At 61.1% G+C, this 14,868-nt stretch carries 16 protein-coding genes; 11 read left to right on the top strand and 5 right to left on the bottom strand.

The genetic code is table 11. The features are described 5' to 3' along the window. Window positions 1–264: 264 nt before the first annotated feature. The 3 genes from deoC to rpaB all read left to right on the top strand — a co-directional run bounded on the left by deoC (window position 265) and on the right by rpaB (window position 3,046). Window positions 265–966 (top strand): deoxyribose-phosphate aldolase, encoded by a 702-nt coding sequence (gene deoC, locus NW852_RS05870; RefSeq protein ID WP_414371026.1) that lies wholly within the window; start codon window positions 265–267, stop codon window positions 964–966. Further along, a complete protein-coding gene (recO, locus tag NW852_RS05875; protein ID WP_414376241.1) occupies window positions 963–1,856 on the top strand; it encodes a DNA repair protein RecO in 894 nt (297 codons plus the stop codon). The genes deoC and recO overlap by 4 nt, the downstream gene beginning before the upstream one ends. A 458-nt stretch (window positions 1,857–2,314) precedes the next feature. Beyond that, the gene (rpaB, locus tag NW852_RS05880; protein WP_414365957.1) at window positions 2,315–3,046 is read left to right on the top strand and encodes a response regulator transcription factor RpaB; all 732 of its coding nucleotides are present in this window, start codon (window positions 2,315–2,317) and stop codon (window positions 3,044–3,046) included. Here rpaB and NW852_RS05885 read toward each other — a convergent pair. The 3 genes from NW852_RS05885 to NW852_RS05895 form a co-directional block, all read right to left on the bottom strand. Next, the gene (locus NW852_RS05885; protein WP_414426548.1) at window positions 3,016–4,818 is read right to left on the bottom strand and encodes a tetratricopeptide repeat protein; all 1,803 of its coding nucleotides are present in this window, start codon (window positions 4,816–4,818) and stop codon (window positions 3,016–3,018) included. The two genes, rpaB and NW852_RS05885, sit on opposite strands and share 31 nt — an antisense overlap. Window positions 4,819–4,986: 168 nt before the next feature. Then, on the bottom strand, window positions 4,987–5,187 hold the full coding sequence (locus NW852_RS05890) for a DUF2811 domain-containing protein (protein ID WP_011430239.1): 201 nt from the start codon (window positions 5,185–5,187) through the stop codon (window positions 4,987–4,989). Window positions 5,188–5,798: 611 nt separating this feature from the next. Continuing rightward, window positions 5,799–6,473: a RibD family protein gene (locus NW852_RS05895; RefSeq protein WP_414365954.1), complete on the bottom strand. Its 675-nt coding sequence runs from the start codon at window positions 6,471–6,473 to the stop codon at window positions 5,799–5,801. 89 nt (window positions 6,474–6,562) lie between these two features. Here NW852_RS05895 and NW852_RS05900 point away from each other — a divergent pair, with 89 nt between their 5' ends. The 3 genes from NW852_RS05900 to clpS all read left to right on the top strand — a co-directional run bounded on the left by NW852_RS05900 (window position 6,563) and on the right by clpS (window position 9,402). Next, complete coding sequence (locus NW852_RS05900) at window positions 6,563–6,964, top strand: hypothetical protein (protein ID WP_414335052.1); 402 nt, start codon at window positions 6,563–6,565, stop codon at window positions 6,962–6,964. A 133-nt stretch (window positions 6,965–7,097) separates the two neighbouring features. Continuing rightward, the gene (locus NW852_RS05905; RefSeq protein ID WP_414371031.1) at window positions 7,098–8,876 is read left to right on the top strand and encodes a hypothetical protein; all 1,779 of its coding nucleotides are present in this window, start codon (window positions 7,098–7,100) and stop codon (window positions 8,874–8,876) included. A gap of 220 nt (window positions 8,877–9,096) precedes the next feature. Beyond that, on the top strand, window positions 9,097–9,402 hold the full coding sequence (gene clpS / locus NW852_RS05910; protein ID WP_414335062.1) for an ATP-dependent Clp protease adapter ClpS: 306 nt from the start codon (window positions 9,097–9,099) through the stop codon (window positions 9,400–9,402). Here clpS and cobT read toward each other — a convergent pair. Beyond that, window positions 9,351–10,478, bottom strand: a complete 1,128-nt coding sequence (cobT, locus tag NW852_RS05915) for a nicotinate mononucleotide-dependent phosphoribosyltransferase CobT (protein ID WP_414371119.1) — start codon at window positions 10,476–10,478, stop codon at window positions 9,351–9,353. The two genes, clpS and cobT, sit on opposite strands and share 52 nt — an antisense overlap. A gap of 156 nt (window positions 10,479–10,634) precedes the next feature. Between cobT and NW852_RS05920 the strand changes: the two genes are divergently transcribed. From NW852_RS05920 to NW852_RS05935, 4 genes are all read left to right on the top strand, one after another. Next, on the top strand, window positions 10,635–10,958 hold the full coding sequence (locus tag NW852_RS05920; RefSeq protein WP_414335060.1) for a DUF1825 family protein: 324 nt from the start codon (window positions 10,635–10,637) through the stop codon (window positions 10,956–10,958). A gap of 29 nt (window positions 10,959–10,987) precedes the next feature. Beyond that, on the top strand, window positions 10,988–11,437 hold the full coding sequence (locus tag NW852_RS05925; RefSeq protein WP_414336590.1) for a Fur family transcriptional regulator: 450 nt from the start codon (window positions 10,988–10,990) through the stop codon (window positions 11,435–11,437). Next, the gene (locus NW852_RS05930; RefSeq protein ID WP_414335049.1) at window positions 11,434–11,937 is read left to right on the top strand and encodes an AbrB family transcriptional regulator; all 504 of its coding nucleotides are present in this window, start codon (window positions 11,434–11,436) and stop codon (window positions 11,935–11,937) included. The genes NW852_RS05925 and NW852_RS05930 overlap by 4 nt, the downstream gene beginning before the upstream one ends. 75 nt (window positions 11,938–12,012) lie before the next feature. Further along, a complete protein-coding gene (locus NW852_RS05935) occupies window positions 12,013–12,690 on the top strand; it encodes a chorismate pyruvate-lyase family protein (RefSeq protein ID WP_414371033.1) in 678 nt (225 codons plus the stop codon). Between the two features lie 393 nt (window positions 12,691–13,083). Here NW852_RS05935 and NW852_RS05940 read toward each other — a convergent pair whose 3' ends face one another. After that, window positions 13,084–13,365 (bottom strand): J domain-containing protein, encoded by a 282-nt coding sequence (locus tag NW852_RS05940; protein ID WP_414371035.1) that lies wholly within the window; start codon window positions 13,363–13,365, stop codon window positions 13,084–13,086. 96 nt (window positions 13,366–13,461) lie between these two features. Here NW852_RS05940 and NW852_RS05945 point away from each other — a divergent pair, with 96 nt between their 5' ends. Further along, complete coding sequence (locus NW852_RS05945; RefSeq protein WP_414371037.1) at window positions 13,462–14,865, top strand: serine/threonine protein kinase; 1,404 nt, start codon at window positions 13,462–13,464, stop codon at window positions 14,863–14,865. Window positions 14,866–14,868 lie beyond the last annotated feature (3 nt).

A 14,868-nucleotide genomic window follows, 5' to 3' on the forward strand; every position in this document is an offset into this window, starting at 1 on the left:
AGAGTCGCATCCAGCTTGGCGGCTTGCGACGCAGATACCTTGAGCTTGCAGGAGACAGTTAAAACTTGGGTCATGTTGCAACTATACGTCCTCTGCATTCCTCCTGGCCCTGACCGGCCCCCCTCCCCCCGTATACGGGGGTACAGGGCGGGGCTCCTGCGGTTTCTAGCTGAAATCTCAGGGGCAGAGGGGATTGGCTGCTGCGGCTGCTCTCCGGGATCTTTGGGGCTAGAGTAGAGATAGTGCTGTGGAATCGGGCAACTGATGCTCTCTCTGGAGCCCAAGGGCCTGGCAGACGGCCCGATTAACTTGGCGGAGTACATCGACCACGCTCTGCTGCTGCCGATGGTGACCCCAGAGGAGATCGACCAGGGGTGTGAAATCGCTCTGCGCTATGGCTTCCCCACTTTTTGCGTGCCTCCCTGCTACGTGCCACGGGCGGTGGAGCGGTTACACGGAGCTCGGGTACGGGTGAGCACCGTGGTGGGGTTTCCTCTGGGCACCAACACGGCGGAGGTCAAGCTCTACGAGGCCCAGTTGGCGGCGGAGCAGGGGTGCCAGGAGCTGGATGTCCGCATCAATTTGGCCTGGCTCAAGGCGCGGGAGCTGGATCGCCTCCACGCCGAGATTGCCCAAATTGTGGAGGAGACAGGGGTGTGCGTCAAGGCCATTTTGGAGACAGCCCAGCTCACTGACGAGGAGAAAAGGCTGGCCGCTGAGATCTGCATGGACGCGGGAGTCGCTTTCTTGATGACCTCTACCGGCTGGATGGGAGGGGCGACACTGGCCGATGTGCAACTGCTGTGGCAGCTTAGCCGCGGCAGGGTGGGAGTCAAAGCTTCGGGCGGCATCCGCACAGTGGCGCAGGCGGAGGCGATGATCGCCGCGGGGGCAAGCCGCATCGGCACCTCCTGGGGGCTGGAGCTGATGCGAGAGCTGCAGGCTAGAGGAGCTGACGGCCCATGAGTGGGGTCACCTACCGGGTGACGGGCATTAACCTCAAAGCGATACCGCTGGGGGAGGCGGATCGGATCGTTACCATTTTGACCCGCGAGCAGGGCTTGATTCGGGCGGTGGCCAAGGGATCCCGTAAGCAGCCTTCCAAGTGGGGAGGACGGATGGAGCCTTTTGTTGTCAACGATCTGCTGGTGGCGCGGGGGCGTTGGTCGGCCCAAACGGATCCCTCGCGGCGTCTCCAGCGCATCGCCCAGGCAGAAACCCTGCAGAGTTTTCCCCGTCTGGGCCGCAGCCTGGCCCACCTCACAGCAGCCCAGTACCTGGCGGAGGTGGCTTTGCTGCTGGCCCTGCCCAACCAGCCTCAGGAAGAGCTGTTTGTGCTGCTGGTGGAGCATCTGGAACGCATCGAGCAGGCCCCTGCAACAGAGGCCGTTTTGCCGCTCCTTGTCCATGGGCTCTACCACCTTTTAGTGGTGGGGGGGGTTGCCCCCTCGGTACAAGCCTGCTACTCCTGTGGGAAAGAGTTAGTGGGCGAGGTTTTCTTCTGTCCCCAGGTGGGCGGCCTGGTCTGCGATCCTTGTCGGCTGGCGCAGCGACTCAGCCCAGTTGCCTGGGTCTCTCATTCCGTCCTGCAGGCCTTAGGATCCCTGCCCAACCCGACCTTGTCCCGGCTGGCCGAGCGTGCGCTGCCTCTGGCAACTTGGCTGGCGGCAGAACGTCTGTTGCGGCGGGTTTTGGAGCTGCATGCCGACCGCGAAATCCGTTCCGCCGGTCTGCTCGTCAGTTGCTACCCTGTCCCTGTTGCCGAAACCCTCCTCCCTGCTTCAAATGGCCAGGGATCCCCAGTTGCGGCAGCAGCTTTTTCTGAGGAGGATTCCGAAAGCTTGGCAGCAACCTGAAGAAGTTGTGAAGGTATGTATCAAGTCGGGCAAAATGGCCGCACAATAGAGGGTTAAGGCGGGTTAGCAGCCGCTTCTGGATGATAGATTAGGTGGTAGAAAGTAACTTCTTACGAAGGCTTCTCAGATTCGGTTTGGCGCCAGTCAACCGCGGTAGCGTTTGGGGAGGAGTGCCACACCTGTGCTACCGAGCAGGAGCAAGTGAAGTTGAAGTTGGCGCTTTTAACAGGATTGAATCGAGTGCCGGGCGAGCCTTCGGTGTTTGTTTTCTGGAGCTGCATCCTTGGATTGCGGTTTCCGTTGCCGACAAACAAGGGTTTGGCAGCGTTGCAGTTCCCAGGGGAAGTCCACCCATCCAGAAGGAGCCCCTGAGGAGGCTGCGTCTGACCACCTCGAGTTCGCGCTCACCTCAATTTTTTCCAATCCTTTTCATCTAGAAGTTTAGGAGTTGCAGCACCGTGGAAGCCCAGCGCAAAGAACGGATTCTCGTGGTCGATGATGAGGCCAGCATCCGCCGTATTTTGGAGACCCGCCTCTCGATGATCGGGTACGACGTGGTTACTGCTTCCGATGGGGAGGAGGCGCTGGAGGTTTTCCGCAAGCAGGATCCTGACCTGGTGGTGCTGGATGTGATGATGCCGAAGCTGGATGGCTACGGGGTCTGCCAGGAGTTGCGCAAGGAATCCGACATCCCGATCATCATGCTTACGGCGTTGGGGGACGTGGCCGACCGCATTACCGGGCTGGAGCTGGGGGCAGACGACTATGTGGTTAAGCCGTTTTCGCCCAAAGAGCTGGAGGCCCGCATTCGTTCGGTGCTGCGGCGGGTGGCGCGGTCGTCCCATGAAGGGATCCCCAGCTCAGGGGTGATTCAGGTGGGGGACATTCGCATCGATACCAATAAGCGGCAGGTTTACAAGCGGGACGAGCGCATCCGCCTGACGGGGATGGAGTTTAGTTTGCTGGAGCTGCTGGTCAGCCGCTCTGGGGAGCCGTTTTCCCGCGCCGAGATTTTGCAAGAGGTGTGGGGCTACACGCCGGAGCGCCACGTGGATACGCGGGTGGTGGATGTCCACATCTCGCGGCTGCGGGCCAAGTTGGAGGATGACCCGAGCAACCCTGAGCTTATCCTGACAGCCCGCGGTACCGGCTATCTGTTTCAGCGCATCGTTCCAAAAGGCGAGGAGTAGGACGGGATCCCCCTTAGCAGCTCTTCCAGAGCCCTCCGCATCTGCTGCAGCGGGCCAACCCAGTTGCCACGAGCTTCTTGACGGAACAGGCGCATCACGCCGGGGTACCAGGGGCTGTCCTGCCGCTGGAGGAGCCAGCGCCAATCGGCGGCAAAGGGCAGCAGCACCCACACTGGCTTGCCCATCGCCCCGGCCAAGTGGGCCACGGCGGTATCGACACTGATCACCAGATCCAACTGAGCAACCGCTGTAGCGGTATCGACAAAGCTGCGAAAACGGGATCCCAGCTCCATCACCTGGTGCTGCTCCAAGAGGGGGGCCCACTGGCTGAGATCTTCCCCCACCTGTAGGCTGACCCACTGCACGTCGGGCAAGTGGAGGTGCTGGAGCAGGAGGTCGAGAGGACAGCTTTTCAACCTTTGCACGCGGTTGAGTTCGGGGGTGGCGCGGCGGCCACTGGCCCACACCAGCCCCACCTTTATCCCCCTCTGGGCAACCTCGGGCCAATCTTCCGGCCAGGCGGAGCTGCAATCGGGACAGACCAGATAGGGGATGCGGTTGGGAATTGTCTCCAGCGTGGTGCCCAGGCGGTGGGGCAGGCTGAGCAGGGGCAGGTGCCAGTCAAAGGGAGACAAGGGATCCCTCTCCGAGATAACCTGTACCTGGGGGAAGGCGGCTTGCACCAGCTCGACGAGGGAGCCCTGACAGCGGAAGAAAATTTGGGCTGCAGGATGGGCGGCGGCCAAGAGCGGCAGGTAGCGCACAAACTGAATGGTGTCCCCCAGCCCTTGTTCAGCGTAGACAAGCAGCGTCTGCTGGCCCAAGGGGGATCCCGGCCACAGGGGCGAAAGCAAGCGCGGATAGGCTGCCCCTTGTCGCTGCAGCCGCCATTCGTACTCCCGCCACCCCTCCTCATAGCGGCCCAGGGTGAGCAAGGCCGTGCCCAGGTTGTAGTGGATCTCCGGCCAGTCGGGGGCCAACTGCAGGCCGCGTCGATAAGCCTCAATAGCGGCCTCGAGTTGGTTTTGCTCTTGCAGGACGGTGCCCAGGTTGTTGTGGGGCTGGGCCTCCTCTGGCAGCAGCGGGATGGCCCGTCGCAGACAGTCGGCGGCCTCCTCTAGGCGGTCTTGTAGGTGCAGGCAGTGGCCGAGGTTGACGAGAATCCGCCCCTCCTGCGGCGCCAGGGCAAGAGCGCGGCGAAACCAGGCTTCTGCTTCCCCAAGCTGGTTGTCGAACAGGAGGGCGTTCCCCAAAGTCGCCAAAGCATAAACTTGGGGAGGCTGGGCTGCTGCGGCCTGGCGCAGCACTGCAATCGCCTGCTCCCGTTTCCCCAAAGCCAGCCAACAACTGCCCAACCGGAAGAGCAGTTGCCCATCGGCAGGAGCAAAAGCCAGGCCCTGTTCATAGGCGTGCGCCGCCTCCTCCGGGTTGCCCAGTAGCATCCAGGCATCGCCCAGCTCCTGCCAGGCTGGCACCCAGTCCCTTCTCAGATGCAAAGCCAATTGCAGGGGGGTCAGGGCTTGGCAGGGATCCCCCATCTGCAGATAGAGGGACCCCAGCAACGCCTGGGCGGCGAACAGGTGGGGATGGGCCCGGGTAAGCTGCCGGCAGAGGTGCAGTGCCGTCTCCAGATCCCCTGCTTGTCGGTGGCGCTCGGCCAGCGCCAGGGTCGCCTCTGGGGAAGGGCAGGGGGGTAGAGCGGAGCCTCGTCCTAGGCCCTTTGGCCCAGCCGTCTGCCGGTCGCTTTTTCCTCGCCCGAAGCCCTGTGGCACGGTTTTTCCCTTGGTGGATCCCTTTTTACCCTTCCCGCCGGCATGCGGCAACAGCGGGACATCTTCCTACTCAGGTTAACAGTTCAGGTTAGTAGGACGTTCTTGACAGAGTGTTCCTAACCCCCCGCCCATGCATCGGGCCATCCTCGGGGCTTGCCTTCCGAGGGCTCAGTTGCGGCGAAACAGGCTGTCTAAGTAAATACGGGCGGCGCGCCGATCTGTGTCTCCGCTCTGGAGCAGGAATAGCGAGAGTGCCGCCGTCACCACCCGATCTTGATCCCAGTCGGGGTGACGAGAGAGGTAGTTTTTGAGAGTGTCGTGTAGCTCCTCGGGAATTTCGCTCAAAATGCTGACGGTGGGAGAATCCATAGCCCAACCACCTACTCGGGGTTAACAGTGAAACCAAGAAAACCTAGGGATCCGGCCAAAACCGGGCCTGCCTAGAAGGGAATCGCAAACAAACCAACCCAGCTCTCTAACTTGGGTATGCCGGGGGCCGCATCAGCCCCGTCAAAAGCAAGACAGTCTGTAGAAGTTTGCCCCTAGCCCGTCCGGCAGCGGCCAGAGGATACCGGGCTGCCCCTTGGCCTTGTCTCAGGCAGGAGAAGGGATAGAGTTCTTGGGCAAAGGGTTCTTTGCCTCTGAGGAGAGCTGCCAGGAAAATCTCCCCCTCACCTCAGGTGCGGCTATTCTGCCCTCTGCCCCATGGGGGCTGTCAATCCTGGGCAGCGGCTCCAAGTTTGTTAAAGTCCGCCGCTGGTTTTGATGCCATCGGCAAAAACGGCGCGATCCCGTTACATTCCTAAAGGTGTATCCGCCTGAACTTTCCAGTTTGGACTTTTCCACAGAAACCCTCGCTGCCGTTTCCTGTGGCAAGGAGTCTGTGGAAAACAGCCCGCCCGCCTGTGGAAAGTCTGGGGAAAACCTGTGGATTTCTGAGAAATCTAAATTTGTCCAAAAATTTTTTCTCGCGAGCCCCCTCAGGGCCACTCGACCCGGTAGCGCAAAAACAGCTCCTTAGAGCCACGGTGGCACTCCAGCAGCTCCAGCTGGGGCGGGGATCCCTGCAGTTGCCAGCCCTCGATGCTAGCCGGGGCATCGGCATACCCACTCAGCAACACCGGCGCCAGGGTTACCCACAGCTCATCCAAGCTCCCTGCCTGCAAAAACGCCCCCAAAAGCCGCCCCCCGCCCAGCAACCCCACCCGTTCAATGCCCAAACTGCACAGGCGGGCCAGCCGTGCCGGCAGATCCCAATCGGCAGCCACCCAGATATCTGCAAAGCCGGTGCGGTTCTCCCAAATCCGGGATCCCTGGGGAGTGGTCCACAGCCAACGGGTGAGGGGCTGCCGAAAAAACGGCAAATCCTCAGGAATATCCCCGCTGCCGGAGCAGATGATCGTCAGAGGCTGAGGGGAGAGGCCCTGCTGGAGTCGGCGTTGGATGAGCTCGGGATCCCGGAGGCGAAGGCTGGTGCCGTAGGCCCGCAGCGTGGCCGCCCCCATAATCAAAGCCTGTTGCCGGGCAGCTTGGTTTTCCAGGTGCCGATAGTCTTCGGCGCTGGCGAAGTGGGGCCTTTGCCCGCGGTGAGCTGCCAGCTTGCCATCCAGACTTTGGGCCAAGATGGCCACCACATGGGGACGAGCCGTTTTCAAAGGCAAATCGGGAGCAATCGGCCAGAATAGAGTTAACAGGGGTCACCCCCTTGCCGCTTTGGTTTTGGGGTCACCTACGCGGGACAAGGATGCTCGGGACATTCCAATCTTCCACCATCCGCATCGAAGTCGAGGCCAGTGCATCGACGATACAGCGCTGCTTGACCGAGGTGGAGTTGTTGCAGCAGTGGATCTGGCCACAGCAATTGCAGGGATCCCTGCCCGCCAGGCTGGAGCCGGGCAGCACCTTTGCCGTCCAATGGGGCCCCCTCTCGATCCTGCACCAAGTGGAAACCCTGCTGCCGGAACGGCTGCGCCTGCTGATGTGGGGCGGAGCCGATGGCTACTGTGATTGGCGGTGGGGGAACGGCTGGGTGCAGTTGCGGGTAGAAGCCGTTTCTCTCTTGCCCTTGGGCTTGGGACAATTGCTGATGCTGCGCCGGCTTCAGCAGTTTGCTCAGAGCCGGGAACAACGGCCTCTTGCAGCTTAAAGATGGACATTCCTGCAACATCCGTGGATCCCCGGCTTGACAAAATGCATCACAGTTGCACTCCCTCGCCTTTCTAAGAATTTTCCGACATGATAGCTGTAGTTAAGCTTACTCCTCATGTCCGAGAGGCCCCATGAATCCGTTGACCAGCTCCAGCCCAGCCGCTATTGAGCGGGAAAAGTTCGAGATCCGCTTGGGGGAAGCCCTCAACAAAGCGGGGTTGCTCACCCCCGCCCAGTTGGCTCAGGCCATGTGGGAAAAGGCGGACAGCCCCCTGATGTTGGGGGAGCTGTGTATGCAGCACGGCTGGGTTGCCCCGCAAGATCTCTATCCTTTGATCCCGGTCGAGTTGGTGCGCATCGGCGAGATCCTGGTGCTGCACGGCTACCTGGAGCTGGAGCACGTGTATCAAGCTCTGCTTCAGCAGAAGCACCACCCCGAGCGCAAGTTGGGGGAGATCCTGGTGCAGCAGGGCTGGGTGCAACCCCACTGGTTGGAGTGGGCCCTCGACAAGCAGCAGCAGCTACGGCGACGGCGAGGAGCTGCCAACAGTTGGGAAGTGATGGTGGAGCAGTGGTCCACCATTCCGGATCAGCCTCCCCTCTACGCTTCGCCGCTGCAGGCAGCGCAGCAGGTTCACAAAGCTACCGCGCAATACAAAGCCCAACTGGAGCGCTACCAAGAGCAGGTTGCCGCCCTAAAGGCGCAACTGGAGCAGGAGCGACAGCACCAGCAAGCTACAGCCGAGCAGTTGCGGCAGCAGATTGCTAACTACCAGGCCCAGCAGCAGCGAATGGCCGAGTTGGAAGCCCAACTAGCCGCCCAGATTCAGCAGGGATCCGAGCAACACAGGGCTGCCCAGCAGCGCATTCAAGAGTTGGAGGAGCAGCTCCAAGCCCAGCAAGATCGGGGATCCGCGCAAGTCCAGGCCCTGGCCAAACAGTTGCAAGCTTCCCAAGCCGAGCTGGATACCTTACGTCGCCGCTGCCACGAGCTGACAGAATGGCAATCCCAGGCCAAACCCAAGCTGCAAGAGCTGGGATCCCGGCTGCAGCAGCACCAGCAAACGGAAGCCCACCTGCGCCAGACGCTGGAGCAGAAGGAAGCCCAACTGGCCACCCTGAGCCAATCGTTGCAGGAGCACCAGCACCAACTCCAACTGGCTCAATCGACGAAAACTCGCCTCATCGCCGACCTGGCCCACGCTCGCCAAGAAGCCGCCGAGACCATCCACCGGCTGCAGATGCAACTGCAGGAAACTCAAGCCCGACTCCAAGAAACCCAAGCCCAGCTCCAACAGGCCCAAGAGCAGGTGCGTCAGCTCCAAGCCCAACTGCAAGCAGTTCAGACACAGCCAGCCCCTCCCCCTGCCACCGTACCTACGGCCCAGCAACAAGTCCCGCCGCAGGCCATCTCAACGCCGACTGTAGCCGCAAGAGCAGCAGAAGGGGAATTACCGCCCCAAGGGTATTTGGGAGAAGAGGACTTGGAAGCGCTGCAGCGGGCCACCCCTTGGGTGCAGCGGATCTTGACCCAATTGCGGGCAGCCGGCCTCCTCGACAATGCTGGCATCGAAGCCGTCATCCATGCCTGGGAAACAGAGGGCGGCACCTTCACGGATGTGCTGACCCACCACAGCGGCCTCAAGCCAGAGACGGTCAAGTTTTTCAGCGAAGACGGCTACTCTGTGTACCTAGCAGGTGGACGGCATGTAGCCGACTACCTTAAGGCTTCGGGGCTGGTCAGCGCCGTCCAAATCGAACAGATTCAGAAGCACCTGCCGCCGGGGGGATCCCTGTGTCAGGCGCTTGTCGAAGCCGGGATCCTGTCGCAAGCCACCGCCCTCTACTTTGAGCGCCACTTCGGCGGCAAAAAGCCCCGCCGCTCCCTGCGGGAAGAGCTGATGTTGTGAGAGTGGGGCGGGAATCCGCACCTCTTTCCCATCTCTAGCACCGGCAAGGAATCCGAGGGCAAACATGGGCTGCCTGCAGACCCCATGCGTCCACTGAAGTTAACTAGACTAGGAACTAGAATAGACTCAGAATCAACAGCGGCCTATTTTTGGCTGTTGAGAAAGCTGAATCAAATCTGAGGCATTAAAGTTACGGGATGTTGTCTTGAGTTCTGCTGCTATGACCACGGAAGCTCCCACTCGACTGGCTCAGCAGTCGTCTCCGTCGAGAACCCGGGTTCGTCAGCCCTACCCCCACTTCAAGGTGATCGTCTTGGATGACGATTTCAACACCTTTCAGCACGTTACCGAATGCCTGCTCAAGTACATCCCCGGCATGACCCTGCCCTTGGCGCGACAACTAACCGTGCAGGTGGATGCCGAAGGGCAAGCGGTCGTCTGGGTCGGCCCGCAAGAGCAAGCGGAGCTCTACCATCAACAGTTGCTGCGGGAGGGCCTGACGATGGCCCCCCTGGAGCCGGCCTGAAGCACAAGTTGCTCGTAGCTGCGCTCAACGGCGGCCAACAGCTCTGCCTGGCCCCAGCCGGCATATAGGCTGCTGGCAATGGCCAGCCCACCCGCCCCCACCCCCTCCTTGACATAGCCTCGCTCGTAAGCCTGTAAGGGGGCGTAGCGGCTCTGGGCAAAGCTCAGTTGGGTAGCCAAAAGGGGGGCAGTCCCCAGCAACTCGGCTAAGGCCACCGTATTGCCGGAGGGATCCTCGGCCACCCAGCGGGTGGTACCTACCACTACGTTCTCTGGGGGCCAAGGGATCCCTTGCTCTTCCCCCCAGCGCCGCATCAGGGCCAGCACCGCCAGCATCTGGGTGCCGCCCGCCAGCAGCACCGGCCCCCGCTGGGCTGCCGCCATCGCCAGTCCGGCCACAAAGGGCTGCATCGGATCCCCCACAGCGGCCACCACCTCTGGCGCTGTAGCGTTGGGCGAGAGATGGGCCAGACCTTGCCGCGCCAAGGCCAGCTTTTGGGCGTGGTTACAGACCGGGTGGCTGCTGTTGACCATGCCCTCTGCTTGCCAGCCCAGCCCCAGCAACACCGCCAGTGCCGTGGTGGTGCCCCCTGCCACACATTCGCCGATGACGCAGTAGCTCGACTCCAGCCGGGATCCCCGCTCGTACCCCTCCTGCCACAGGGATCCCACCTGTTCCAGAGATAAAGCCTGCCCTGTGCTCAAGCAGCGGGCCATCCCCCTGGCGCTTACCGTTTCTGCCCCCGGCAGCGGCTCCGGCAAACCACAGTCGAACACGCGACAGGGGATCCCCAACTCCCTCAGGACGGCGCGGCTGATCACCACCGGTGAAGGATAGCCATCGGGAGAGGTGGGTAAGCGGTGAGAATAGCCCCCCAGCAGCACCTCTCCATCGGCAAGGGCCGTGTAGCGCCGCAAGGAGGGCGTGGCGCCGGCAGCGGAGATGCCCGGCACAAGAGCTGTTTCCGTAAACCCCAGGCAGGCCAAAAACAGCGGTCGGGATCCCTGCACCCGTTGGCACCACTGCCGGGCCAAAGCCGGCTGCGTGTAAGCCTTCACACCAGGAAAGGGGAACATAGCAGAGAGCGGGGCAGACAGGCCCAAACTCCATTCTCCACCCAAGCGAAGGGCGGGATCCCGTACTGGCCGGAAAACGGCAGGGACTGCGCCCCCCAGCCCGATCGGATAGGATAGGTATACCCAATACAGTTTATGCAGAGCAAACCGAAGGCCATGAGTTTTTTCGACTCGGAGATCGTCCAAGAAGAAGCCAAGCAACTGTTTCAGGACTTCCAAAACCTGATGCGACTTGGCGAGCGCTACGGCCAATTCGACCGGGAAGGCAAAAAAATCTTCATTGAGCGAATGGAAGAATTGCTGGAGCGCCAGCGCATTTTCATGAAGCGGCTGGAGCTCTCCGACGACTTTATGGCTCAGATGACCATCAAACAACTGCAAACCCAGCTTGGGGGATTTGGGCTCTCCCTAACCCAAATGTTCGACCAGATGCACCAGACCCTAGAGCGCATGAAAGCCGAGGCAGACTCTGAGCGTTGACCCCAAAGAATGACCCAGACAAAAGGATCATGTCTTCTTCCCGCCAGACCCGCAACCAGAAATTAATTCTGGAGCTGCTAGAGCAGCGCTCACAGCCCCTTTCGGCGCAAGAGATCTTTTTGGAGTTACGCAATGCCAACCACACGGTGGGTCTGGCCACGGTTTACCGAGTTTTGGATGCTCTGCGCAATGAGGGCAAGCTGCAGGCGGTCAACTTGGGGGATCAGCAAACCTACTATCAGGTTCTGCCCAGCAACGGCCACAACCGCCATCACCTGATCTGCACCGAATGTCGGCGGGTGGTGCCTCTGCCGGATTGCCCGGTGGAAGATCTGGAGGAGCAGCTTGCCAGCCGCTACCAATTTGTGATCGAGTACCATGTGCTGGACTTCTACGGCATTTGCGCCGAATGTCGTGGAAAAGGTGGGCCAAGCCCTGCTTTGCAGAGATCCCCTTGCCGCGAGGCCAAGCCGCAATGATGAACTATCTCTGGACGGTGTTGATCGGGTTGGCAGGTGCCCTGATCGCAGTCAAGCTGAGGCTGCCGGCAGGAGCCTTGGTGGGCTCGATGGTAGCAGTGGGTTTGGTCAATGTTTGGGGGGCGATCCCGATCCCCACTCCCCCAGCCGGGATCCGCTTTGTCATGCAGGTGGTGCTGGGCATCCTTTTGGGCAGCAAGCTCACTGCTGAGACCTTCTTTGCCCTGAAGGATCTGTGGCGACCAGCCCTGCTCTGTACGGTGATTGCGGTGGGCACGGGAGTTTTGTCGGGGTATTTGATCTCCCGTTGGTTGGGCATCGAGCGCCTCACGGCCATCTTGGGCACGGCGCCAGGGGGCATTTCCGATATGAGCTTGATTGCCCTGGACATGGGAGCCCAAACCAGCACAGTGGTGGTCATGCATCTGGCCCGCCTGATCAGCGTCATCGTGGTCGTCCCCTGGGTGGTACGGCTGCTGATCCAGCCGGGCACCAGCTAGGCAAGCCCCTAGAGCTGCAGCAGGGGGTGGGTTAGACTAAGGAGCGATACAGAACTTAACAACCGAACCTCCGCCTTGGAACTTTCCCCTTCTCCACTGACCTACCAGGCCGACGCCGCGGGATCCCCTTGGAGCGCTGCTCTCTGTTCTAACGTCTCCTCTGGCCAAGGCGATTGGTGGCCCCTGCAACTGCATTGGCAGGGGGAGGTAGACCCGCTACAGCCTGAGTTGGTGCAGGTGGATCCCGTGTTGCGCCTGCTGCTCTTGGGGGATGGCTTGACCACCCGCAACCTGGCTGCCTTGACCCAAGAGCCGATTCAGGCCCATCTGCTCGACACGGGCCGGGTCGATTTGCCGGCGGAGCAGAGGGCCGCCCCCCAGTCCATGCAACGGCTGGCCAAGGATTTGGCACGGCTGGGATCCCCCTTGATGCGGCGGCGGGTTTGGCTGTGTGGAGCAACCTCTCAGCAGCCCTTGCTCTATGCCACCTCTTGGTGGAACTCCGACCATCTGGCTCGATACTTGCCCCATCCCAATCTGCCCATTGGTCAAAACCTAATCCAAGAAAAACTGGAGACCTTTCGCGAGTTGCGGCGGCTCTACTACGGCGAAGCCGAGCCCATTGCCCGGCTTCTCAACTGCCCCGGTCCTTTTTGGGCTAGGCACTATCTCCTGTTACACCAGGGCCAGCCTTTGACGGTTATTTACGAGGTCTTTTCCTCCCGCCTGCGGGCCAGAGTCCTGCCTGGTTAGGGCACCCAGCGCACGGCTTGCCGGCGTTCTTTGCTACCGTTGGCCGATAGCATGCGAGTTGGGCTGGCCGCTAGGAGGGAGAAAGGAGACCAGCAGAAGGGGCAACTGGGATCGAGATCCTTCTAGGGCGTTGCCCGTGTCGGATGTCTGGGGGGACAGAGGAGGCTGCCAGAGAAGGATCCGCATTGCCGAGAAACTGAGAGGTGCCAACAACAACCGTTTTGCTGGCCACATCCAAACCTTGGGCCGGGCTGAGGACATTCCAGAGGGCCAAACTTGCCAAACAGAGAGCAGCCCCCCTCCAGCCGGCACTCAAGAGCGCAAGCCAAGCAGCAGAGGTCACAGCCGGCTTTGGCAAGGGGGAGGGCTGGGGGAGGAGGCTGAGATGTAGACTCAGCGTTGCTGGCTATTGCTGAGGGACGTGGTATCTCGCTGGGCCAATTGCTGCAACCCTTCGGGGAAGTCGGCAGGCAGACGAGCTGGGTGAATCTCGCGCACCCGCCGACGGTAAGCGGCTTTGATCTCCCCCAGGCTGGCTTGGGGAGAAAGCCCTGGTAGTAGGTGGGGAAACAGGCGGAGGGGCCAGGGGAGACTCGGTAGAGAACCAGGGATCCCTCGCCAGCATATCCTGCCCGTTTTGGGAAAGCTGTTGGATAGGCTTTCCAGGAATCCCATTGATTCTGTCTCCCAGAACAAATTTCTGACCCCGAGGGGATCCCTGTCCTAGAGCTACTATGGAGCTGAGCAAACGGGGTGCTTGAGCGAGGAGAGATGGCTTCAGAGCGTCCAGTTTGGCGGCAGCGGTATCAACTCGAGCGGCGGCTGAGCAAGCGTAGCGGTAGACACACCTACCTAGCGCGGGATCTCCTCACCTCAGAACCGGTTGTCATCAAGCTAATCCTATTCGGGCCGGATTTCAACTGGGCCGACCTGAAGCTGTTTGAGCGAGAAGCCCAGATCCTGCAAACTCTCTCCCACCCGGCCATTCCCCAGTACCGCGATTGCTTTGAAATTGCCCTGAAAGGGGGGCGCGGCCTGGCGCTGGTGCAAAGCTACATCGACGCCCCCTCGCTGCAGGAGTGGATGGAGCGAGGGCGGCGTTTTGCCGAGCCGGAGGTGCGCGACCTAGCGCAAAAGCTGCTGCGCATCCTCATTTACCTCCATGAGCTCCACCCGCCGGTCATCCACCGGGATCTCAAGCCCAGCAACATTCTGTTGGCAGCCGACGGGCAGGTGTACCTGGTGGATTTTGGCTCGGTGCAGGCGGCTGCGCCGCGGGAGCAGGGATCCTACACCGTAGTGGGGAGCTACGGCTACATGCCCCTAGAGCAATTTGGCGGCAGAACTGTGCCTGCCTCCGATCTCTACAGCCTAGGCGCCACGCTGATTCACCTGCTGACAGGCCAGCATCCGGCGGACTTGCCGCAGGTGGGATCCCGGATTGGGTTCGAGCCAGCGGTGCAACTGAGCCCGGCCTTTCGCGACTGGCTGCGCTGGCTGACAGAGCCCTTAGTGGCGGATCGCCCCACTTCCGCCCGGCAGGCCCTGGCGGCACTGGAGCAGTTGGATCGCCACCCCCTGCCGGTTCCTTCAACAGCAGCCGCAGTTCCCCGCCGAAAGCCGGCAGGCAGCCGGATTCAACTGTACAAGTCCGAGCAGACCTTTCTGGTAGTGATCCCGGCCCAACAAGCCGGTGCCTTGGCTTTGTTGCCTTCCGCCATTGCTTGGAACTCCTTCATCACCTTTTTCACGATCATGTCGGTTTGGGATGCTCCTTTTCCGCTCAATCTGATGCTTGGCCTGCTCACGCTGCCCTTCTGGACGGTGGGGTTGGTAATGGCGGGCGGGATCCTCTACGGGTTATTCGGCGGCAAGGCTTACCTGCATATTGACAAAGAACGGATCGCCTTAGCCCACGAGCTGCTTGGCCTGCATTTTCGCAGAGTTCCCCCCAGTTTACGACGGGATATTGACCGGCTGGAGTTGATCCCGCGACATACCAAACGGGATTCCGATGGGGATCGCGTGGAGGTGAGCCCACGGTTGAACATCTGGGCGGGCATCCGCAAGTACGAGCTAACGGGTCTGCAGGAGCCAGAGCTGGAATGGCTGGCCGCGGAGCTGAGCCATTGGCTGAAGATCCCGATTGAGCGGCGGGAAGAGAAAGAAGAGTAGTCC

Source organism: Synechococcus sp. H60.1, assembly GCF_047462335.1.
In the GTDB taxonomy this organism is placed as follows: Bacteria; Cyanobacteriota; Cyanobacteriia; order Thermostichales; family Thermostichaceae; genus Thermostichus.